14 protein-coding genes and 1 pseudogene are annotated in these 21827 nt (G+C 53.9%); 9 read left to right on the top strand and 6 right to left on the bottom strand.

The window, feature by feature from the left end; all coding sequences use genetic code 11:
• The first annotated feature begins 526 nt into the window (after positions 1-526).
• The gene (locus H8K03_18880) at positions 527-1144 is read left to right on the top strand and encodes a Slp family lipoprotein (protein ID UVT19823.1); all 618 of its coding nucleotides are present in this window, start codon (positions 527-529) and stop codon (positions 1142-1144) included.
• Between the two features lie 93 nt (positions 1145-1237).
• Here H8K03_18880 and H8K03_18875 read toward each other — a convergent pair whose 3' ends face one another.
• Together H8K03_18875 and H8K03_18870 are read right to left on the bottom strand one after the other, a co-directional pair.
• Positions 1238-2356: an outer membrane beta-barrel protein gene (locus H8K03_18875; protein UVT19822.1), complete on the bottom strand. Its 1119-nt coding sequence runs from the start codon at positions 2354-2356 to the stop codon at positions 1238-1240.
• Positions 2357-2868: 512 nt separating this feature from the next.
• Positions 2869-3780: a hypothetical protein gene (locus H8K03_18870; protein ID UVT19821.1), complete on the bottom strand. Its 912-nt coding sequence runs from the start codon at positions 3778-3780 to the stop codon at positions 2869-2871.
• Positions 3781-4559: 779 nt separating this feature from the next.
• Between H8K03_18870 and H8K03_18865 the strand changes: the two genes are divergently transcribed.
• The 6 genes and pseudogenes from H8K03_18865 (at position 4560) to H8K03_18840 (ending at position 13585) form a co-directional block, all read left to right on the top strand.
• Positions 4560-5759 carry a sensor histidine kinase gene (locus H8K03_18865; GenBank protein ID UVT19820.1) on the top strand — a complete coding sequence of 400 codons (1200 nt, stop codon included), beginning with the start codon at positions 4560-4562 and terminating at the stop codon, positions 5757-5759.
• On the top strand, positions 5728-6372 hold the full coding sequence (locus H8K03_18860; protein ID UVT19819.1) for a response regulator transcription factor: 645 nt from the start codon (positions 5728-5730) through the stop codon (positions 6370-6372). Before H8K03_18865 ends, H8K03_18860 begins: the two co-directional genes overlap by 32 nt.
• A 438-nt stretch (positions 6373-6810) precedes the next feature.
• Positions 6811-9994 (top strand): annotated as a pseudogene (locus H8K03_18855) (efflux RND transporter permease subunit).
• Complete coding sequence (locus tag H8K03_18850) at positions 9991-11259, top strand: efflux RND transporter periplasmic adaptor subunit (GenBank protein ID UVT19818.1); 1269 nt, start codon at positions 9991-9993, stop codon at positions 11257-11259. Before H8K03_18855 ends, H8K03_18850 begins: the two are co-directional and overlap by 4 nt.
• Positions 11260-11566: 307 nt before the next feature.
• Positions 11567-11881, top strand: coding sequence for a hypothetical protein (locus tag H8K03_18845; protein ID UVT19817.1), 315 nt, complete (start codon positions 11567-11569; stop codon positions 11879-11881).
• 222 nt (positions 11882-12103) lie between these two features.
• Positions 12104-13585: a molybdopterin-dependent oxidoreductase gene (locus H8K03_18840; GenBank protein ID UVT19816.1), complete on the top strand. Its 1482-nt coding sequence runs from the start codon at positions 12104-12106 to the stop codon at positions 13583-13585.
• A gap of 805 nt (positions 13586-14390) precedes the next feature.
• On the opposite strand, the gene H8K03_18835 is transcribed toward H8K03_18840, so the two are convergent.
• Both H8K03_18835 and H8K03_18830 read right to left on the bottom strand, forming a co-directional pair.
• Entirely contained in the window at positions 14391-15203 is an 813-nt protein-coding gene (locus tag H8K03_18835; protein UVT19815.1) for an OBAP family protein, read from the bottom strand.
• An 83-nt stretch (positions 15204-15286) separates the two neighbouring features.
• On the bottom strand, positions 15287-15679 hold the full coding sequence (locus H8K03_18830) for a hypothetical protein (GenBank protein UVT19814.1): 393 nt from the start codon (positions 15677-15679) through the stop codon (positions 15287-15289).
• Between the two features lie 412 nt (positions 15680-16091).
• Here H8K03_18830 and H8K03_18825 point away from each other — a divergent pair, with 412 nt between their 5' ends.
• On the top strand, positions 16092-17483 hold the full coding sequence (locus tag H8K03_18825) for a hypothetical protein (GenBank protein UVT19813.1): 1392 nt from the start codon (positions 16092-16094) through the stop codon (positions 17481-17483).
• Positions 17484-17559: 76 nt separating this feature from the next.
• Here H8K03_18825 and H8K03_18820 read toward each other — a convergent pair whose 3' ends face one another.
• Positions 17560-18390 (bottom strand): hypothetical protein, encoded by an 831-nt coding sequence (locus H8K03_18820; GenBank protein UVT19812.1) that lies wholly within the window; start codon positions 18388-18390, stop codon positions 17560-17562.
• 242 nt (positions 18391-18632) lie between these two features.
• On the bottom strand, positions 18633-19808 hold the full coding sequence (locus H8K03_18815) for a class I SAM-dependent rRNA methyltransferase (protein UVT19811.1): 1176 nt from the start codon (positions 19806-19808) through the stop codon (positions 18633-18635).
• 158 nt (positions 19809-19966) lie between these two features.
• On the opposite strand from H8K03_18815, the gene H8K03_18810 reads away from it, so the two are divergent.
• Positions 19967-21628, top strand: coding sequence for an alpha-keto acid decarboxylase family protein (locus tag H8K03_18810; GenBank protein UVT19810.1), 1662 nt, complete (start codon positions 19967-19969; stop codon positions 21626-21628).
• Positions 21629-21827 lie beyond the last annotated feature (199 nt).

Genomic DNA, 21827 nt, shown 5'->3' with positions numbered 1-21827 from the left:
TCGACCAGTCCTCACGAAATGACGGTCATCCTGCTCGTCCTCCGTTGACCAGGAAATGAATACATTCGATTCACACCAAGAAACCGAGGGGCGGGCTGAATGGTATAGCCTTTGTAATTCACGGCTGGATTTTCGGCGTGGGAGGTACGTCAGAACCGATCATTGGATAAGAGACCGCTCTTCTGCGTGAACCGGTGGGGGATTCCAACTCGCACTATCCAGATACCAGGTTCCTGTTTGTTTACAGCGGACACAGTACGTTTGGAACATGTTTGAAGAATGCCCACTTTCCGATTGCGGCAGGCAGCCGGCGAGACGTCATAGCAAGGATCACAAAACTCAGACCGTGGACTGCTTATGCAGGATTTATTGTGAAGATTTTTTCACGATGTCATCATGAACGATTCATATCAGAGCGATATGATCGTTTACAGATCAAGGGAAAGGAAGATCATTGGTGTCGATGGTCGGTGCACTCTCACCGAGTATTGTTTTTTGGAATGCCGATAGAAGGAGAAGATTCGCCATGCGCATGATCGGATTGTTTGCAATGTGTGTGTTGTTGGAGGCCTGCACAACCACACCGAGGTTTCCTCCCGAGATTATGAACAACCTTGAAACGCATACTTTTGACGTCGCTGCTTGGCAGGCGCAAACCTATCATCCGTCGAACGCAGGCTTTGTTTCACATAAAGTGGAATTGGGGGGAGAAATCATAGAAGTTATTCGAAAACCGGAAGGTGTCGTGCTCCTTGTCGAGGAGCAGCCCATCGAGAACCATCCGGCATATAGTTCTAAGAGCGCCGAACGAGGAGACGCATTCTGGTACGCGATTTCCTTCAACGGCTTTCCAGAGCCCAGCATGTTGCAAAGAGGCAACAAACTTGTCGTTATCGGAATGACCGACAAGGGCGGTACAGAAATGATCGGTGGAGCTCCGAGAGTGGTGCCGCACCTTCAGGCGCAGTGTCTCCACATCTGGAATACCCGAGAATTGGAGGCGGCGGAATTTTCTTATTATGGAGGCCCCATGGGATATCATCCTCCTGAGGAACGAACCTTCTGCCTGGCATATGACGGCGATAAATCTTTGCCCTCCAGCGAGAGGCAGGGTGGCAAACATACTCATTCTGCCGGGGTGTAACACAGGCTGATACGGCTGTGCTTGACCAGTATTGATAAAAGGCCAGGAGGTGGAATATCTCACACCACCTCCAGCATGTGCGGTTCCCGCTCGTCAGAAGAGATATACGAAATCGAGCGAGAGGGTCGGCTGGTAGCTTGTTGCTCGGTCGCCGAGTTGAAAGACATTGTGATCGGATTTGTCATACCTGTATTCGAGTCTCGTTCTCAGCGACGGCAACGGTCTATACTCAAGTGTGAGGGTAAATTCCCACAGGGTCTGTGCAATGGCCGCGGACGGTGCTCCTGATGTGGCGCCGAAGCAAACGTTGGCTCTCGGTTGATAGGCCGTCGTTCCCTGACAGGTTACCAAACCTCCCGCGTCTTCGAAAATTTCCCCTCGTAAACGCATGCCCCATTTGTTCGTGAAGTCATGAAATAGATAGGCTGCCATCCCCTCCCAGCGCGCATTTTGACCTGAGCTGATCATGCTGCTGTTGGCTTGATTTGCGTAATAAGCTTCAACGACCGCCCATGTCTGGGTTGCAAGCTGCCAGCTCGCATACCCGCCGGTCAGCATGAGCATCCCTCCCGGCGTGCCTGGTGCTCCGACTCTCGGCCCGAACAACCCATAGAGCATGATTTTCACTCTTTCAGAAGGATTGACCATCAGCAGATATTCCACCATCGGATCGTGATGTATACCTGCTTGTGCCGCGTTGATATAAGAAAGCGCCCTGATCGACAGCGATACCTGTTTATTGAACTCGTACGTAGCGGAGATTCCGCCGGTCGTAAAGGGCTGACCCAAATACAGATAGGACCGTGAGTAGTTCGGGCTGTACGGATTGCCCACCTGTTCATAGCCGACCAGAGCATTAAACTGTCCGATTGCCAGCTCAAGCCCATGACCGAGGGGAGCCATATAATTGACATAGACTTCCTGAAAGTCGGCCCAAGTACTCAGATTCATTCCCCCAATAAAATCCGAATTGCGCCCCGCGTTGAATTTAACGCGAAAGCCGAGTTGATCGAGAGTTGAACCACCTATATTCAATGGCCGCTCTACCTGCAACTGGACCACGTTCGGACGAAACTCATTGGAGTTGACGTCGAAGATGCGGAGTTGATTAATACGATTGGACGGACTGTTGAAGTTCTGCGAATATGAGCCTTGAAGGTAGCCATTGAAACGCAGCCTCAGCACTTCCGACAGGAGCCGCCTCACTGTCATCTTCTCCGCTTCTCTGGGAATAGGCTCGAACTGATGAACAATAGGACTTGGTTCTTCTTCGGCCTCTACATCTGTAAGGGGAAAGGATCCAAAAACGAGAATCAAAGCAGTGAAGAGTAGACATGAGCGACGGAGCACGAGAGAGATCCTGAATCCACGCAGCACAATTCTCTTCATAGAGGCCACGACGAAAGGGCTCGCCTTAAGCGATTCGCAGGAAGTGCGAGTTCTGTACAGCAATTATTATTCCGACAGAACCGCGAGCGTGCTACAGATTAAGTTCGAGTGGACAGAAGAGGGGGTCGGCAAGGCATACGGCAGATCAGTTGGGAAGCCAAAGTGTATTGTCCACCACCTTGAATATCCGAAAAGATGAACCGGGCAATTGGCAATCGCATTGCCCAATATGGCGTAGTCACGCATGCCCTTCGAATAGCAGGATGAAACATCTTCTTCTTGACATACTTTGAGGCAAGATGAGCCGGTATCCTGGCGACCCGACAATTTCAACCCTAATTCTGATTCTTGGCACGTTTCAGTGCGATCTGACCAGTAATGGGTGACAACTTGTCGGTTGTAATTCCTTGTCTACTCGCGAGACGAATTTCGCACCGTTCGAAGTGCGGGCCATCAATGGTGCCTGCCCAACCCTTCCCTTCCGAATCTCGAGCCACGTAGAATTGGAATGGTACGAGCTCCGCTTTGGCGGCGGCGACCCTTGCTGCATATTCCTCTGCCATCGCTTTTCGCCGGAGTGACTCCCGCGTCTTAAGTTCCGCCAACACCTTCCTGTTCCTTTCCGCCTGCTCCACATTCTCTATACCCCATGGTCCACGTGAACCGTACTGCAGTTCATGTGAAACAAGTTTTATATCCACTGCGGCGTTGTCACGTAAGCGGTATTCCTCTTCCATTTCCTCTTTTGTTGGAATAACGGGTCTTGGCGTGGCCTCAATACTCAGAACTCCGTCACGATAATTGAAGGCTCCCTTTAGTCCCGTCTCGATCATGTGAAGTTCTGACTGTATTGAATGATCAATAGCCCTGAAAGTTCCCACGACCTCAGCCGGCTCGACATACCTACTGAAAGGAGCCTCATGACCGGCGGTAGCAAGTTCGATTTCAATGGTGAATCGCTCATTACAGGCACTGCCCATCCACGTACCTTGGAGGAGTGCCTGCCCGTACATGTGGGGAATTATCTCGCCTACCCTAAGAGGTTTCTGAGCCGCAAGAGCTTCTTGCTCCTTCTGTATGATCTGAGCCAAAGCCTTCTCACGTTGTTTCTGTGGCGCGAGACGTTCTTGCTTCTCCATCTCAAGCAGAACCGTCCGGTGCAATCCACAGGCATCAAGAGCCAATGTGAACACAGCAAACACGATCAAACAACACAAGCGGATACCGTAGGTTTTATATAACGGCATGTCGTTATTCGCCTTTTATTTCTGGATTAAGCATGCGAAAAGAAATCATGTGCTAATTTTTCTTCTACATCTGTAACTTATTCTAAGAGCATGAAGGGTCCATGAAGAAATCATGAAAACATCATGAAGAATTGTCCATAGTCTCTAGCCCCCTTCAAAAGCCGTAGTGTTCATGTTGCGGAAGTAGAAGCAACCTTGGATTGTAGTGTTACTGTGGAACGGCGAGATCAAGTAATCAGGTGATACATTTCCGTGTGAGGCTGCCCACAAATCCTATTTTACAGCAAGTAGGAAACTGGGCCGAGCCAATCCGCACAGCGTGCTCGTACACCAAGCGCACGGCTTATACTGACAGAGACCATACTGCAGTTCGATTGACTTCATAATATTCCTTTCTCTTCTTCGATAATCACCAATTCCTATTGGTATTCCTGCGCGATTGGATTTCAAGTGAACAATTTAGAGAGGAGCGGGGAAAATGCCGTGGTTAGTCCGGGCGTTGCGCTAAGTTTAGAAAAGCAATACTGCCACACTCTTTATAAGGTTTATCTTTGCAATTTCGGCTATCTTTTCATTGTGCACGTAAAATCCATCTGCGTTCACCATGGCATAGAGGAATGAGAGGCTTCGAGCGTGGCACCGAATATGCGCATGAAGAGGTGTAGGGCGAAGCCGATGTGTACTGTTGTCGATGCTACATGTCGGACGACAGGTCATTCTTCGGGTGACGGTTTCGGCTTTGAGATGGGTTTTCGCATGATGACGTGACGGATCGCTGCATGGTTCGGAACTCCAACACAACCTTGCTGCCTGTCATTATCGGACTCGGCCTGGGGTTGTTCTGTCTTGATCAGCTTTATATTCCACGTGGTATCAGTACGGGAGTCCTTTACGGGGGACTCGCCATCCTTTCCTTTTTACTGTTGCCGTACCAAAAAAACCCGCTCATTGCTGCGGCAATCTGTTCCGTGCTCGACTTGACCGGCATCGTTCTCGGTCCGTCCATTACGGGCATACCCTTTTGGATGGTTGTGGTCAATCGTCTGTTCAGCCTGACAGCTATCTGGTTGCCGTTTCTGTTCTTTCTGCATCGCCGTAGAGCCGAGGATGAGCTCCAACAAGCTCATGATGAACTCGAAACTCGAGTGCAAGCGCGGACGCAACAACTGGCCGCCATCAACCAGACATTGACCACCGAAATCGCTAACCGTGCGGAGACGGAACGGTCGCTGCGCGCCAGCGAAGCCGCGCTATACGCTAGGGAACGGTTGCTTCAACAGAGTCAAGAGGAGTTGCGATCATTGGCCGGGCAACTCCTGACAGCGCAGGAAGAAGATCGCCGTAGGGTTTCCCGTGACTTGCACGACGATATCAATCAACGGCTGGCAATGCTCACTTTGGATCTTCGTCGGATCGAGAAAGAGTTGTTTGCTGATCCCCGCTGTATGCGGAATGAGATCCGCCTGGTGTCCGAACGTTTAACCGCCGTCTCCGACGATGTACGTCAAATAGCCTATCGTTTTCATCCATCCATCTTGGATGATTTGGGATTGGTAAAAGCTGTGCGTCGGCTTGTCGAGGAGTTTTCCTCCCGCACGGACATTCGGAGTGACTATGTGCACAATGATCTTTTAGCGGCGCTGCCGGAAGAAATCACCATTTGCATCTATCGGGTCGTACAGGAAAGTCTCAGCAACGTCGCACGGCACGCTCACGCCTCACATGTTGAAGTGGAGGTCATTTTCGAAGAAGAAGCGATCGTCCTGTCCATTCGCGACAATGGAGTGGGATTTGATATCGAGCAGCCAAACAAACCCGGCGGACACCTCGGATTGCTGAATATGAAGGAACGTGCACGCTTAGCGAAGGGCGCGTTCGAGGTGGAATCGACGCCAGGACACGGCACCCATATCCGGGTTGATATTCCGCTGATTCACGGAGAGCACCATGCCGAAACTGCGCATTCTGTTGGCCGATGATCATCTTTTAGTCTTAGAAGGATTTCGTCGCATTCTCGAAGGGCAGTATGAGTTAGTCGGCACCGTCGAAGATGGGCGGGCGCTGCTCGGTGCTGCGAAGGAGCTTCAGCCCGATATTGTGATTCTCGACATCTCTATGCCATTGCTGAATGGTATCGATGCGGCGGCTCAACTCAAAAAGATCTGCCCAAGCGCCAAAATCATCATCGTCACGATGCACGCGGACACGGAATATGTCCGGTCCGCCTTTGAGGCGGGAGCAACGGCCTATGTGCTCAAACGTTCAGCGGCGGATGAATTGGAACAAGCTATTCGTATGGCTGTGACGGGACATTCATATATTACTCCGTTGATTACCAAAGACATGCTCAACGTCTTTCTCTCAAAATCCTCGGAACCATCCGCTGAGACACATACCCTCACCATGCGTCAGCGAGAAGTCCTGCAACTACTGACTGAGGGGCGGACAGCGAAGGAAATTGCGAATCTCTTGAAAGTTTCTTCACGGACGATCGAGTTTCATAAGAGTCAGATCTTGACGCGGCTCAAGCTACACACGACTGCAGATTTGATCAAATATGCCCTGACCCACGGGATCATGGGAATCTCCTAGCCAGAATTATTCACAACTTGCTCTACAGATAAAATCCGCCGAGGCACCATTCTGTGCGGTCGAATCTGTGTCCACTCACCAGGCAGAGGCTTCTCGATCGCGACAGCCTTAGGTCCCATGGGATCGTTGAATACTAGGACAACGGACTGACGCTGCTCGGCTGTCAATCGACTGCTCAGGGGCTATGGGCACGGTACAGGAATTTGGGTGTGCGCTTGGCACTTCACCATCAAGCTCATCAATGAACAATTCCGGCAAGGGACCTTCTTCGATCGGTTGACCTCGTAATTTTTCTTTTGTCTTCTTCGGAATTCACGAGTTCCTATGATCAGTCTTTTTACGTTAGGTTCACAAGTGAATTGGAGAAGTGAATAATCAGGAAGTTGACGCTGCGATGATACGTCTACCGGTAATAAATGCTGAGGGTCAAACCGTACTATGAATAAGATCGTTGAGATTGCCTTGCGCCGGCCGTACACCTTCGTAGTGATGTCGATCCTCATCGTGCTGTTCGGGGGCATGACGATCCAACACATGCCGACCGATGTCTTTCCGAACATCTTGATCCCCGTCACCTCCGTGGTCTGGACCTATTCCGGTCTCCTGCCGCAACAGGTGGAAGGCCGCATTACCTACCTGTTCGAGCGGTTCGTCACCGCGACCGTGGAGGGTATCAAATACATGCATAGTCACTCCTACTATGGGAGCAGTATTACCAATATTTTTCTCCAAGACGGAGTGGATGTAGGGCGGGCCGAAGCGGATATCGCGGCCATTGCGCAGACGGTCGTGAAAGCGCTGCCGCCGGACATTTCTCCGCCCATGATCATGCGTCTTGCGCCATCCTCCATTCCGGTGGCCATGCTGGAGGTGAGTTCCGACACCCTGACACCCGCAGAGCTCTATAACCTTGCTTACATGCGAATCCGCCCGCTGCTCGTGACCGTCAACGGAGCCATCCTGCCGCATCCCTATGGGGGACAGGACATGCAGGTCATGGTCAACCTCGATCCGCAGAAAATGCTCGCTCGCAATCTTACGCCGTCCGACATTCACGATGTCCTCATGAAGCAATACCGCGTGCTGCCGACTGGCGATATCAAGATTAAGTCCACGGACTGGATCGTCCAGACGAATGCGTCACCACTGCAAATCAAGGAGTTCGCCGATATCCCGATCAAGCGGGAGGGTAACGCGTTCGTCTATCTGCGCGACGTGGCCTCGGTGCGCCTCATGGGCCGGGTGCAGCAGAACGTGGTGCTGGTGAAGGGCAAGCAGACCGTCATCATCGTCGTCATGAAGAGCACCGAAGCCTCGACCTTGACGGTGGTGGATGGGATCAAAAAGATGATTCCGCGGGCCGAACAAATCGTCCCAGAGGGCGTGAAGATTAGGCTTCTCGACGACGCCTCCATCTTCGTCAAGGATGCGATCTCCGACGTGCTCCATGAAATGCTGACCGCCGGCGCGTTGGTCGGCGTCATCGTGCTGTTGTTGCTCGGTTCCTGGCGGGCCACGGTCATTGTGTGGACCTCGATCCCGCTGTCCATCCTGACCGCCATCATCGGCCTGCATTGGCTTGAGGAGACGATCAACGTCATGACCCTGGGTGGTCTGGCCCTGGCGGTCGGGATCCTGGTCGATAACGCCATTGTGATGATTGAAAACATCGATCGCCATCTTGAGATGGGCAAGCCGCTGGAGCAGGCCATTATCGACGCTGCCAATCAGATCGTCATTCCGACGCTCGTTGCCACGCTCTGCATCGCAATCGCCTGGCTCCCGCTCTTCGGACTCACCGGCAGTTCCGGTTATTTATTTAAACCCATGGCGGAGGCCGTCATGATCGCGATGCTCGCCTCCTTCCTTCTCTCGTTCACACTGGTGCCAACTATGGCGAAATACATGATGAGGAGTCACCATGTCGCAACCACATGAATCCCACCCCCCTGGACAACCGGACGCGGAACAATCATCCAATGTCTTCGTCCGCTTTCAGAAAGAATTCGAGCGACGTTTCAACCGGCTCCGCGAGGGCTATGGTGCGTTGTTGGAGCGGGTAATCGCCGGTCGCCGTGGCTTCGTCACCATTACGCTTGCAATAGCGGTGGCATCGATGGGGCTCTATTTCTTTCTTGGGCGCGACTATTTTCCCGAGATCCGGTCGGGGATCATTCAGATGCATATGCGTGCGCCGCTCGGCACACGCATCGAGGTGAGTGGGCGCTTGGCCACGTTGGTATCCAACAGCATCGAGGAGTTGTTGCCCGGTCATGTTGAAAACATCGTCAGTAACTGCGGCCTGCCGGTCGGACCGCACAACCTCGCTTTCATCCCAACCCCGACGATCGGTTCTCAGGATTGCGATCTGACAGTCCTCTTGAAAGATGAAAAGTCCCCAGTATGGGAGTACCGGAAGACCCTCCGCAAGGGCTTGAAACAGCGCTACCCGGGAACCGAATTTACGTTTCAGCCGTCCGATCTGACCGCCAAGATTCTCAATTTCGGCGCGCCCGCGCCGATCGACGTACAGGTCAATGGTCCGGACATTTACCTTAACTATGAGTACGCCCGAAAATTGATGGACAAATTTCGCGAGATTCCCGGCGCAGTGGACGTGGTCATCCAGCAGACGATGCGCACACCGACCATGATGGTCGAAGGCAACCGCACGTTCGGACTCGGAGTCGATAGAACCCTCTCAAACATGGCCGACAACCTGCTCATGACGACCGCCGGGAGCCAACAGGTGGATCAGGTCTACTGGCTCGATCCCTCGACCGGCATGTCCTATCTGATCAATGTTTATACCCCGCAGCCATTTATCAATAGTGTGAATAGTATCAAGACCGTCCCGGTCGACTCATCGAATGATATTTCCGGTAAGGATGTGCAACTCCTCGGCAATTTAACCAACTTGTCGGTGGAGGGCACGCCGGGTGTAGTCACACACGGCAATATCATGCCGCTAATCGATATTTATATTTCTGCCGAAGATCGCGATCTGGGTACCGTACTGGCGAACGTCGAGAAGGTTACCCACAGCCTAGAGGATGAGAAGCCCCCCAGTGCTGAGATTGACATCCAAGGTCAGGCCGCATTGATGCGGGACGCCTACTTCGAGCTGATCATCGGACTACTCGGCGCAATCGTATTGGTCTACCTGTTGATCGTCGTCAATTTCCAATCCTGGCTGGATCCCTTCATTATCATCACGGCCTTGCCCGGCGCACTGGCGGGCATCGCGTGGGCATTGTTCCTGACCCACACACGTCTGTCGGAGCCGGCGTTGACGGGCGCCATCATGTGCATGGGTACAGGGACAGCCAATTCTATCCTCGTTGTGTCTTATGCGCGTGAACGAATCCAAGAGCATGGCGACGCCATACGGGCCGCGCTCGAAGCCGGCGTGACCCGCTTCCGGCCGGTCCTCATGACTGCCGCGGCCATGATCATCGGGATGATCCCCATGGCGACCGGTTATTCTCAGAATGCGCCGTTGGGCCGCGCGGTCATCGGCGGCTTGCTCATGGCGACTCTCTTCACCTTGTTTTTCGTACCCGCCGTGTACGCCATCATCTATAGCAAGCACTTAATGCGGGGAAAGGACTATTCATCATGATGAAGTCACTTAATGGCAAATACATTGCCATTGCAGCAATCCTGTTGTTAGTCCTCTATCTTGGCCATCGGATTTTAGAAAGTGGGAGCGCCGCTGAGCTGCTGAGCGAGAAAACTCTCGAGGACGCTGTCCCCACCGTGGCAGTCGTCTCTCCTCAGCCAGTGCCGACGACCGAGAGCATCATCCTCCCCGGCAATATCGTCGGCTGGTTCGAGGCACCCATTTATGCCAGAGTCACCGGCTACGTGAAGGCATGGCACAAGGACTACGGAGATCTCGTGAAGAAAGACGATGTTCTCGCTGAAATCAGCACCCCAGATCTCGACGCTGAATTTAGACAGGCTAATGCGGATTTAGATTCGGAGCGTGTCAAGTTTGATCTTGCCGAGGTGACCGCGCAGCGTTGGATCGCGATGCGCTCAAGTCATGCGGTCTCCGAGCAGTCGATCACGGTGCAAGAACAAAACATGAAATCTCAGGCGGCGATAGTTCGAGCTGCGGAACAAAAGGTCAAGAATATCGAGGCGTTCATTGGGTTCAAAAAAATCGTCGCGCCCTTTGACGGAGTGGTGATCCAGCGCAATATCAACGTCGGTGACTTGGTCAGTAAAGAAGGCCTTCTCAGCACGCCCAATGCAAAAACAAATCTGTTTACAGTGGCCGTCGTCGATAAGCTGCGCCTCTTTGTCAATGTACCAGAACAGTTCGGGCCCTTCCTCCAGCCGGGCCTGACCGCCGATGTGACAGTACCTCAATTGCCAAACCGGCATTTTAACTTCAAGTTTCTGACGGTCGCCCGCGGATTCGATATTAGTACACGCACCACGACCACCGTCTTCACAATCGACAACAAGGACCGGGCGCTCTGGCCTGGCTCCTATGCCCAAGTCCACCTCACGGCGCAGGTCGATCGTCAAGCCTTCACGATGCCGACCACCGCATTGGTGTTCCAGGAGCATGGTACGCAAGTGGCTGTGGTGACGGAGGACGACCGGGTCAACTTGAAGACGATCACGGTAAGCAAGCTCATGGATCAAATTGTCGAAGTCGGAGGTGGGCTTTCCGCGAATGACCGCATCATCAACAATCCCAATGCCGCACTGATGAATGGCAACAAGGTACGTGTCGTCACGCCGGAACCTGGGTACGATCTCATGAACGTCCCCGAGCCGACGCAGGCACCCAGGGATGACCAAATCAAGTCGGAGAAACCTGCACCGCCGTCACAAGAGGCCAGTGCGAAAGCGTTTCCTACTAACCGATAAGAGATACACCAATGCGATTGAATAGATCTTATAGCTTCGGTATCCGTATTTTGCGCATAGGTTTTGTATTGCTGTTTGACATTTTGGCGGGTTGCAGTTGGTTCCCGGCGGCCAACCTGTCACCACGCTATGAGCCGCCTCAATATGTCGCACCAGTCTCACGGCACGGGGCGAACCTCCTAGTTGAAGTAAAGCGGGCTGACGATGAGTTTAGTGACAGTTGCTTGACGACCTGGCGTTGACCCGCATCGGTGACTAGGTCATAGAGACTGATACTACATGGGTGAGCAAGGAGGCACGATACACTATGAAAATTCTCATCATTGTGGCTCGGGATTCTATGTTAAGTGATATAGAGAGGTTTCTGCATAGTAAAGGCACTACAGCCTATACGATTTTTAGCAACGTCATGGGTAAGGGTGTCACCGGCAGAGTGTACGGGACCTTCCTTCATCCTGACATCAATGTCGTCATTGTTACGATTCTTCCCCCCGATCAAGCAGACCGGGCACTCAGCGGACTGAAGATCCTTTACGCAAGACGAATGGAGGCCGCACATGACACCCCGCTCCCCACGCCGCCGGCTTCATTCGCATATGCCGTTTGCGCAGGTGCGTGGTGACATAATCGCCCACCCCGCTGAAGATCTGCAGCGGGGTCAAATGGAAGCGCGGAGGAAGCATTCCGGGAATAACTGGTCACGAGAAGCGGATCGGTCAAGAATTCAAGGAAAGGCCAGTCATCAGGCCCCATTCCTCATGGTCAAGCAGGTCCACCCCATGTCCGTTGGGGAACCTGAGGTCTAATCAATGAATTGTTAGGTGCAATCAGAAGGGAAAACAGGATGGATCAGGCGCTGCTAGGGTTTCCTCTATGGCTTCGGATCAACCATTTCATCAATCTCTTTTGCGTGTTCCTGTTGATGCGGAGCGGCGTGCAGATCCTTATGGATCATCCAAAACTCTACTGGAACGATGACACGACGCCAGGGACGGAATGGATCAAATTCGGTAAGAAAGTGATGCCGAGGGACCGCCTCTGGACCTCGATGGACGAGGCAGAGAATATCAACTCGATCGTCGCCCTCCCCGGGGGACACCATAACCTGGGTGCTTCACGGAATTGGCATTTTCTGATTGTTCCAGTGTGGATACTGAACGGTCTCACTTATGTCAGTTTGCTCAGCGTGACTGGCCAATGGCGACGGCTCATTCCCACAACCTGGACTGTATGGCCCGAAGCGTGGGAGAGCATCCTCACCTATACGAAGTTTCAGATCCCGCCGGACAGCGCTTTTCACCCCTATGATGCCTTGCAGCAACTCACCTATGCGGGGGTGGTCTTTCTCGTCGCTCCACTGATGATCCTCACCGGACTCTGCATGTCGCCCGCGCTTATTGCCCGTTTCCCCTGGTATCCAACACTCTTCGGCGGGCGGCAAGCCGCGCGCAGCCTCCATTTTATAGGGTTAATGACCTTGGTCGTGTATACCCTGGTGCATCTCACGTTGGTAGTGATCGTGCACTTCCCCGAAGATATCGGCGACATGGTGCTGGGCTCAACCAATCCAAATATCGCCCTCGCCCTCTGGATCGCCTCAGTCGCCTTGATCGGCGTCCTGCTCTTTCATCTTTGGGCCACCGTGTATACGCTCCGTCATCAACGACGGTTTCAAATCAGTGCAACCACCCTCATCGAACCACTGATACGGGTTGTCTTCGGACGATTGGGGTCACGACAGCACTACCGGAAAACAGACATTTCACCGTACTTTCGAGTAAATGGGTACCCGCCCGAATCCGAGGCGTACAGAGCGCAGGCTGAGACACAGTTTCTCGACTGGCGCCTGGTCATCAGTGGACTGGTGGAGAGGCCGCTGGTGCTATCTCTTGCAGACCTTCGTGCGCTCCCGAAGCAAGAGCAAATTACTAAACATAATTGTATTCAAGGCTGGTCCGCCATCGCGGAATGGGGAGGGGTCAGGATGAGTACTATCCTGGAGCTGTGCAAGCCCCTACCTCAAGCGCGGTACGTGGTCTTTCACGCGTTTCCGCAGGAAGAGTATGCGCCGCTCACCTACTACGAAATCCTGACGCTCAAAGATGTCTGCGACCCGCAAACCATTCTAGCCTATGAGATGAACGGGAATGTTTTGCCGATTCCCCATGGGGCACCCTGCCGCCTGCGCATCGAAATAAAAACGGGATACAAGATGGTGAAGTATCTTCGTGCGATCGAGATAGTCGAGACCTATGCCACGATTGGGGACGGGCAAGGGGGCTACAGAGAAGATCATCAGTATTACGACAAGGTGGCGGCCATATGAACATGGCGTGGCTGACAGTAATGGGTTTCCCCATCCTTCGTAGAAAATTCAAGCTGAAGCACACGGTTCACTCGCTGGTTATGGTTCCGGTTAAGGTTCGGTTGTGGTTTTGGTTGAGGTCGTGAATCCAATTCAAGCCTACTCAGGCACAAGCCGAGTGGGGAAGTACCTTTTACTTGAGCAGAGTTGTGCTTCTTCAGTCCCACTCAAGCCGACTCAGGTTCATTAGCTTCAGATCGCTCTACGGATCTGGGGGTTACAGGTTCAAGTCCTGTCGGGCGCACCATACCTTGCTTGGCGTGTACCGCGCGCTCTTCATCGTTTTATGGTACTATCGCGCGCGGAAAAACACCTCCAGCGCTTTGGTTTCTTTTCCCTGTGAGCTGCGGGCTATTCAGGCGCAACCTCTCTTCATTGCGCCGACGGATAGACACCTACAGTGTTTCCTTCCCCGCTCCCTTGCTGACGGATCTGGGTCCATCACATTCAGTCCTGTCGGGCGCACCATACCTTGCTTGGCGTGTACCGCGCGCTCTTCATCGTTTTATGGTACTATCGCGCGCGGAAAAACACCTCCAGTGCTTTGTTTTCTTCTCCCTGTGAGCCGCGGGCTATTCAGGCGCAACCTCTCTTCGATTGATGCCCGCGGAAAAACACCTCCAGTAATCTTACTCAGCCTCCATTCCTTGCTCATGCCGGCGGCTCATCAGGCGAAGCCTCTCGTGAGGCAGACCTAACTCCTCGCACTAGTCCAAGTCCTTCTTGATCCCCCGTGATTTGACGGTCCAGGTACCTGGAGGAGTCCCTACCTGGGTGTGGGGACCGGCGCGCGTTTCGTTGGATCGTCCGGGTGGGACACGACGGCATCTTGTTTGAGGGACTTCAGTGTAAGCTGCAGGACATGTCCCTGCTGCCAGGCATCGGCACCCGGCGCGATCGGCGGGGCCACGATGCCTTTTCGGTCTTTGCGCTTGTCCTTGCTCTGAATCTGGAGGCGTCGATCCCGCGACGCGACCAGACCGGCCTGCGCTTGGCCATCGGCGGTAAAGCCCATCATCAATAACGGATGGCCCAACGGCAGCACCAGACTTTGATCGGTATGCCAGGTGTGCCACGTCTTTCCGTAGGTGCCGATCAACTTCTGCATGAACTCGTGCTCGGCCTGCTGCGGAATACCGGGAGCGACGAGTTGTCCGCTTTTCACCTCATGCACGTGGCTGTGCCACAATTTCTTCTCCTCAGGCGGCAGCATCTGAAAGAGCCGTTTGCTGATGATGTACTCGACCCCGATGATCTTGGCGTCCTTTGTGTTCCCGTCGAAAATGACGCACTGATTCACCTCTTCGTTGATGATGGAGCAGAAATGGTGAGCTTCCACTTGTGACTGTATCTGGCCGTTGTAAAAGTGGAACCCATCCAAATACATATTCAAGGCGTCAATGGGAGACTTCCCTTGAGGTAGAACCCCTCCCGTCTCCATCAGCGGGGCTTGTGGCGATACCACCTTTTTGCCTGGAACGCCCACGATTGACGCGGTGTTGTTGCCTGCGCAGGCTGCGAAGACACAGGTGAGGGCCAGAGAGATATGAAATTTCACGCCACGTGAAATTGAAGGCATGGCAGCTCCCTCGTTGTTAAAGATGAATGGCGCAGGGGCTTCTTCCGCAGCGCGAGTATGCCTCGAAGGGAGAACCTGGCTCTTTAGCTGGGACCCGGAGGATCTTCGCGATCTTCTCCGATGAGCACCTCGGCTTCCTCCGCTTCGAGTGCTTCCAGCTCCGTCACAATGGTCTGGAGAATCTGCCGGCGTTGCTGGAGTCCCTTCTTGGGGATGTCTCGCGTCAATGGTTCCTGAGCTGATTCGGGCAAATTGACCAGCGCTTCGGCCTCGCCCACGGTGGCATATTTGTACGATTCCACATATCGATGATCGGCCCCATAGATTTTGATCAGCATCTCTTCCGTATCCGTGTCAAACTGATCGAAGGTAGGATGGACGGCCGTGTGGTGAGCAAGGCCTTCGAGCTTTTCGATCTGCACCTTCAGCGCATCGCTCCGGGATTGCGAATGATACATGGAATTTACTTCGACCATAACTTCATCTCCTTCCGCTCAGTCCAATGGAATAACCCTATTCGTCTCACGTGTTCGTATGGCACTCAGACTTCGCCTACCGTCGATGACAGCAACAGCCCGCTCAGCGATATGCGAGGGCGATTCTAGCGTCGGAGCCGAAGACGAAGGTACTAGCCGTCCCCCTAGGTCACGACGGAGAATCCGGCTGCTGTCTTGGTTATGCCAAAAAGAAGCTTGCCCGTAGAGGTGGCCGAAACGTACACTCCAAATGATGGTCTGAAAGGCCGGTTTGGCAAGGGAGCGCACGCGTCTACCGCCACTCCCGTCCTGCCATCATACGCTTGAACGCGCAGTCTTATTGCAGATATCGGGATCTATGGGCATCCAGTTGCAGTTCAGGCATATTCTAGGATGGCCCTCACTGGCGTGGATGGCGCGATGTTCCGAAACCGACGTGGTGCTCGCGCACGGTAGCCGGGTGGAAACCAGGCCGGAGTGGTTTGCGGAAGCGGTATGGGACGGTTCGTTCGGCGAAGGCCGGTTGGATCAAACGGACCTCGTATTCGGGTCCGGAGGTCGAGTGTCCGGTAGAACCATCACCTTTGTGTCCTCCGGCTCCACGGTCGATCGCTTGCTTTCCATCCAGGTTGGGAAGCATGTCTACGTTTCAAATTCTCTGGTCGCGCTGTGCGCCGCGCTGAATCTTTCGGTCGATCCCTTCTCGGATCACTACTATTCGACTTTCCGCTCGATTCAGCACGGCATTCACAAGTACCAACCTCTCCTGCAGACGAACCAAGGACCGTTACGCCTCACGTATTTTCACAATCTTCGATGGGATGGCCGATCGCTCAACATAGTTGAGAAACCGTTCGGCGACAGGCGCTTTGACACGTTCGAAGCGTACAAGAACTTTCTAGAAACATCGCTCAGCGCCATCGGTCGGAACATGGCAGATCCCCTGCGCAAGTGGCCATATAGCCCTCTGGGGACCCTTTCCGCAGGGTATGACTCCCCCACGATCGCCGTCCTGGCCCGAGCAATGGGGAATACGCAGGTGCTGACGTTCCCACAGGGACGCGAAGGACTGGCGGATAGCGGTGAGACCATCGCGACCCGGCTCGGTCTGAATGCCATCGTGCTCGACCGGACAAGCTGGCGACGGGAGCCATTCGCAGAGGTTCCGTTTCTTGCCGCCGACGCGTATGGGATGGATGTGCACTTCGTTGCGGCGCGATCCTGTTTGCAAGGACGAGTCTTACTGACCGGGCACCATGGAGACACCGTGTGGGGCATCGGCGATTTCGATCTGACACCGAACATCGTTCGGAACGGAGCGCCCTCCGGGCTCGCGCTTAGTGAGTGGCGGTTATGGGTAGGATTCATCCATTGCCCGGCGACGTTCCTTGGTGTGCGAAATATCGAGCACATCCATCGAGTGTCCCTCGGCGAGGAGATGAAACCCTGGAGTGTGGGCGGCGATTACGACCGTCCGATTTGTCGACGGATCGTCGAGGAGGCCGGCGTCGAGCGCGACCTCTTCGGTCGAGAAAAGAATGCCACCGCTGTTGTGCTTTGGAATTCCGACGAGGGGTTTCTTCCCGATGAGTCCATGCAAGACTACACACGATGGCTACGGCACCATGGTGTGCCCGGGTGGGAGCGAGGTCGAATGCTTCCACTCAGCTGGAGAGCTCACGCGCACAGCTTGATGTTATATCTGAAGGGCAGGCGACACTTTCCGAATTACTTTTTCAACCTCTTCCCTTGGGCACTGGAACACGCCAAACGGCGCTACATGGGCATGGGGACCATCTTTTGACCCCAACTACGTCGGGTGGTGCTTTAAAAGGGGTTGTTCTACTTTTCGCTTGCCGTTGTTTGGGGGGAGAGATCAGTCAGTTCGACGACCCATAGCGCAACAAGTCGTAGACTCGTCGCAGCACCTTCACTTCTGAGAGCGACTTTCTCATCGATACAAACGGGGCCCGGATGGCCCTTCTATAGCGGCGCGTGTGATATCGGAACATGGCTTCTCTTGGAAGTCTATACCGCATCCCTTCCTCAACTGCGTAGACGCAAGGACTGCACATGCCGCAGGGCATTCCGTTTATCGGTTTGTGACAAAACCATGTTTTTTCCAGAATCTCAAGAAACCCATGTTGTCGCGCCATCTCTCTCATGTGCGTTTTGGAGTAGTCGAGGATAGGGAATTCAAATCGGAGGAATATGCTTTCGTCTCCGGTTACACGGCGCTGCAACCGGTATCCTCCTTCCGAAGTCTGCTCAATATGCCCTTTCAAGAACGAATAGAGTTTGTCATCTATGTGCACACTGAGTTCTAGGTCTGTTACGTTTTTCGATTTGGCATAGCGGGCCAACCAATCATACTGATACCCCAAGAAGGCTCTTTCCTTCAGCCGTTTCCAGGCGCTCGAAATTTCAGGATCTTCAGGAATCTCATTTCCCGGAGTGATTTGAAGAGGAGCGATTCTCTCATAGGCTTCTTTGTGAGAAGTCCTCAGCATGGCCTTTATGTCGGATATCGCTTGGAGTTCGCGGATGCTTGATGGTCTGGTAATATCAATGATGTAGTGCGGTTCTACTCTCTTTCCATCGACCAATGCTGCGTACAAGACTCTGAATGTCGAATCCCATCCGCCCGTCCAGAGTATTCTGACACATCGGTCATTCGACTCTTCGAGTGTGCTTTCATTGAACCGTGACACGTGCCTCATATCACCAACCGCCGCTGCTGTACTGACATTCCGACCCCTTCACACAATTTGCTTCCCCCTACTGAACAGGCTCAACGTCTCATACCCTTGAATTCAGCGTCTCAACAACCAGGCGAAACCCTGGACGGCATGTGGAGACCTATTGTCCATCTTTTCACGCATTCACCCTTCAAATCCACCCCCAATGAGTATCATTTCTAATACCGGGCGCTCAGCACCGATGAGGGGATCTGTTAAAACACTTGAACGATAAAACACTTCAGATACCGCGTCTCCGGCATGCTGGCGAGGATCGGATGATCGGGACTCTGGCCCCGTTGTTCGATGAGCCGGATGTCTCGCTTGGCGTCGCGCGCGGCGAGGCGAATGCTGTTCCAGAGATCCACCTCTGAGACTGGATGAGAACAACTACATGTCACGAGAAACCCATCCGGTTTCAACAGTTTCAATCCCAGAAGATTGATATCTTTGTATCCCGCTAACGCACCGGCCAGGGCTTGCTTGCTGCGAGCAAAGGCCGGAGGATCAAGAATGACAAGATCATAGCGCCGCCCGGCTTTGACCAAACGGCGCATGTCTTCGAACGCATCTGCTTGACGATACGTGCACCGATCCTCCACCTGGTTCATCGCGGCATGCTTTCGTGCCATGGCGAGAGTATCTTGGCTGGCATCCAAACCCTCCACCGACGCGGCCCCGGCGAGGGCGGCATGAATGCCGAAGGCACCGGTATGGCAGAACACCTCCAACACCTCCGCTGCTGCCGCCAATTTGGCAGCCGCCAGCCGATTCTCTCGTTGATCGCAAAACCACCCGGTCTTTTGTCCCCGTTCCACATCAACCACAAACTGGGCGGCGCCTTCTTGGATGTGGACTTGTGTGGGGCCGTTGCCGCGAAGAAACTCGCGTTCGAGGGGCAGTCCTTCGAGTTGCCGGCTCTTGGCATCATTCCGCAAATAGACGCTCGAGACCTTCAATTCCTGAATCAGCAAGTCCGCCATGAGGTCTTTCCGACTCTCCATCCCCACGGATAAAGTCTGCATGACCAGCAACTGATCGTACCGATCGACGATCAAGCCCGGTAGTCGATCTCCTTCACCAAAAATCACGCGATAGGCATCAGAATGGGTGACCACCCGTTCTCGTAGACGAATCGCTTGTTGAATTCTCCCCTTCCAGAACCGCTCGTCGATGGGTTCATCCTGAAACGTCAAGAGGCGGACTCGAATTTTCGAGGAAGGGCTATAGAGACCGCGTCCATAAAATCGGCCGTCAGCTGTCAGCACATCGATCAGGCCACCCGCCTCCGGTTGCCCGGTGACCGGACTCAGATGACCGGCATAGAGCCAAAGATGGCGGCCCTCTGGGATGTGCGGTGAATTGAGTCGGACCTGGGCGGTTGAGATCATGGTTTCTAATCGTGACAGGTTTTATCCGACTCTACCAGGTCTAAAATTCAGTACGGTCGATCGTCCCAATCCATTGATCAACCGGTTGTTCTTGACGAACCGCGGTCAGTATGTTTTCCTGATGTCAACACGTTCTACCAACCGTTGAACGCACACGCATGAGCGACAAAGCTACCATTGGAACCGCCGTGTTGGATCGCCTGCATCGCCTGGGCGTCCGCCATATTTTCGGTATCCCGGGCGACTACGTGCTGTCTCTCTATCAACTGATCGAAGCGTCGCCGATCACACACATCGGGACGACGCGGGAAGATTGCGCCGGCTTTGCGGCTGACGCGTATGCCCGGATCAACGGCATCGGGGCGGTCTGTGTGACCTATTGCGTCGGTGGGTTGAATACTGTCAACGCCATTGCCTGCGCGTATGCCGAACGGTCGCCGGTCGTCCTCCTGACCGGTTCGCCGGGCCTTTCTGAACGAACTCGCACACCCTATTTGCATCATATGGTCCGGGATTTTGCCACGCAACGGGAAGTCTTCGAACGGATGACCGTCGCCGCAGTGACCCTGGATGATCCTCTAACCGCTGAACGAGAGATGGATCGAGCCTTTGCCGCTCTGCTTCGCTACCGTCGCCCCATTTATATCGAGATCCCCAGAGATATGGTTCATTGTCCCCTGACCGGCGGGATGAAGCCGATCTGCATCGAGGATACGCCGAGTGACCCGGCTGCCCTGGAAGAGGCGATCGGTGAAGTGCGGATCATGCTCGCTTCTGCGAAAAGGCCCGCCATGCTTGTCGGCGCGGAAGTCGGTCGGTTCGGACTGCAAGACGATCTGGCTCGGTTGGTGGAGCAACTCAATATTCCGATCGCCTCCACCCTGCTCGGGAAATCAATCATTCGGGAAGATCATCCGCTCTATGTGGGCGTGTACGGTGGGCTCATCGGCCGGGAGGAAGTTCAGCAGTTCATCAATGATTCCGACTGCCTGTTGATCCTGGGATCCATTCTGTCCGATGTGGAAGATCTGGATGCCACATCGCCCTTACTTTCAGAGGGGCGAACCATCCATGCGACAGCCGACCGTGTCGCGATCAAGCATCACCGGTATGAGTCCATCAAGTTCCAGGACTTCGTCCAGGGCCTGGTGAAATCTCCGCTTCCGTCCTTTTCTCGTTCCCAGCGGTCACTCCCGGCCCGAGCTGAGGCCGCATCGTCGGCTCCGACCTTGGACGCGCCGATCACGTTGGAAGGACTCTTTCGGCATCTGGATACGGTGTTGACCGAAAAGACCGTCGTGATTGCCGACGTGGGGGAATCGCTCTTTGCCGCGGCTGACCTGCACGTCCGCCACCGCTTCGAGTTTCTGTCGCCGGCATATTACACATCGATGGGATTCGCTGTTCCTGCTGCGTTAGGGGCCTCGTTCGCCGATCCCAGTCTGCGGCCGATCGTCCTGGTGGGAGACGGTGCCTTTCAGATGACTGGAACCGAACTGGCAAGCTGCGTGCGCTACCAGCAGACTCCGATTGTCATCCTTCTGAACAACCGCGGTTATTCGACGGAGCGGGAGATCTTGGAAGGGCCATTTAACGACGTGCATGAATGGCAATATGAAAAAGTCTGTGATCTCATCGGGGGCGGAAGGGGATCACGCGTGAGCACACAAAGAGAGTTTGAACAGACCCTCGCCGCCGCCTTTGCAGACCAAAGCCAGCTTCATGTCCTCAACGTCCTCTTGAGCCCACGCGATCGTTCCCCGGGGATGGTACGCTTGGCGCGGCGCTTGGGAAAGAAGCTTTCAACTGATAAACCATAGGGAAAACCATTCACCCCTGCCTCCTTTTCCCTACATCTCCGATGGCTTTCTCCTTGAAATCACGCGAATCACTGCGAGAAACGACGTGAATCCAAGGGTCTAGCCACAGCCGACGATGGCATACCCCCTGCACTCTTTAACAAGTTTGTACTAGCATAATCCCTAGGTATCCACTTCCATTTCGTCCCGCTGGCTTTAC

This window comes from Nitrospira sp., from assembly GCA_024760545.1.
Classification (GTDB): domain Bacteria; phylum Nitrospirota; class Nitrospiria; order Nitrospirales; family Nitrospiraceae; genus Nitrospira_D.
Note: the sequence above shows the minus strand (reverse complement) of the source record. Positions and strands in the feature narration are given on the sequence as shown.

Coding starts and splice junctions, on each gene's coding strand:
- H8K03_18815 (UVT19811.1), bottom strand. CDS start 19,808: ATGATCTCAACCGCCCAGGTCCGACTCAATTCACCGCACATCCCAGAG.
- H8K03_18835 (UVT19815.1), bottom strand. CDS start 15,203: ATGCCTTCAATTTCACGTGGCGTGAAATTTCATATCTCTCTGGCCCTC.
- H8K03_18870 (UVT19821.1), bottom strand. CDS start 3,780: ATGCCGTTATATAAAACCTACGGTATCCGCTTGTGTTGTTTGATCGTG.
- H8K03_18830 (UVT19814.1), bottom strand. CDS start 15,679: ATGGTCGAAGTAAATTCCATGTATCATTCGCAATCCCGGAGCGATGCG.
- H8K03_18860 (UVT19819.1), top strand. CDS start 5,728: ATGCCGAAACTGCGCATTCTGTTGGCCGATGATCATCTTTTAGTCTTA.
- H8K03_18865 (UVT19820.1), top strand. CDS start 4,560: ATGGTTCGGAACTCCAACACAACCTTGCTGCCTGTCATTATCGGACTC.
- H8K03_18825 (UVT19813.1), top strand. CDS start 16,092: ATGGCGCGATGTTCCGAAACCGACGTGGTGCTCGCGCACGGTAGCCGG.
- H8K03_18875 (UVT19822.1), bottom strand. CDS start 2,356: ATGACAGTGAGGCGGCTCCTGTCGGAAGTGCTGAGGCTGCGTTTCAAT.
- H8K03_18840 (UVT19816.1), top strand. CDS start 12,104: ATGGATCAGGCGCTGCTAGGGTTTCCTCTATGGCTTCGGATCAACCAT.
- H8K03_18850 (UVT19818.1), top strand. CDS start 9,991: ATGATGAAGTCACTTAATGGCAAATACATTGCCATTGCAGCAATCCTG.
- H8K03_18880 (UVT19823.1), top strand. CDS start 527: ATGCGCATGATCGGATTGTTTGCAATGTGTGTGTTGTTGGAGGCCTGC.
- H8K03_18810 (UVT19810.1), top strand. CDS start 19,967: ATGAGCGACAAAGCTACCATTGGAACCGCCGTGTTGGATCGCCTGCAT.
- H8K03_18845 (UVT19817.1), top strand. CDS start 11,567: ATGAAAATTCTCATCATTGTGGCTCGGGATTCTATGTTAAGTGATATA.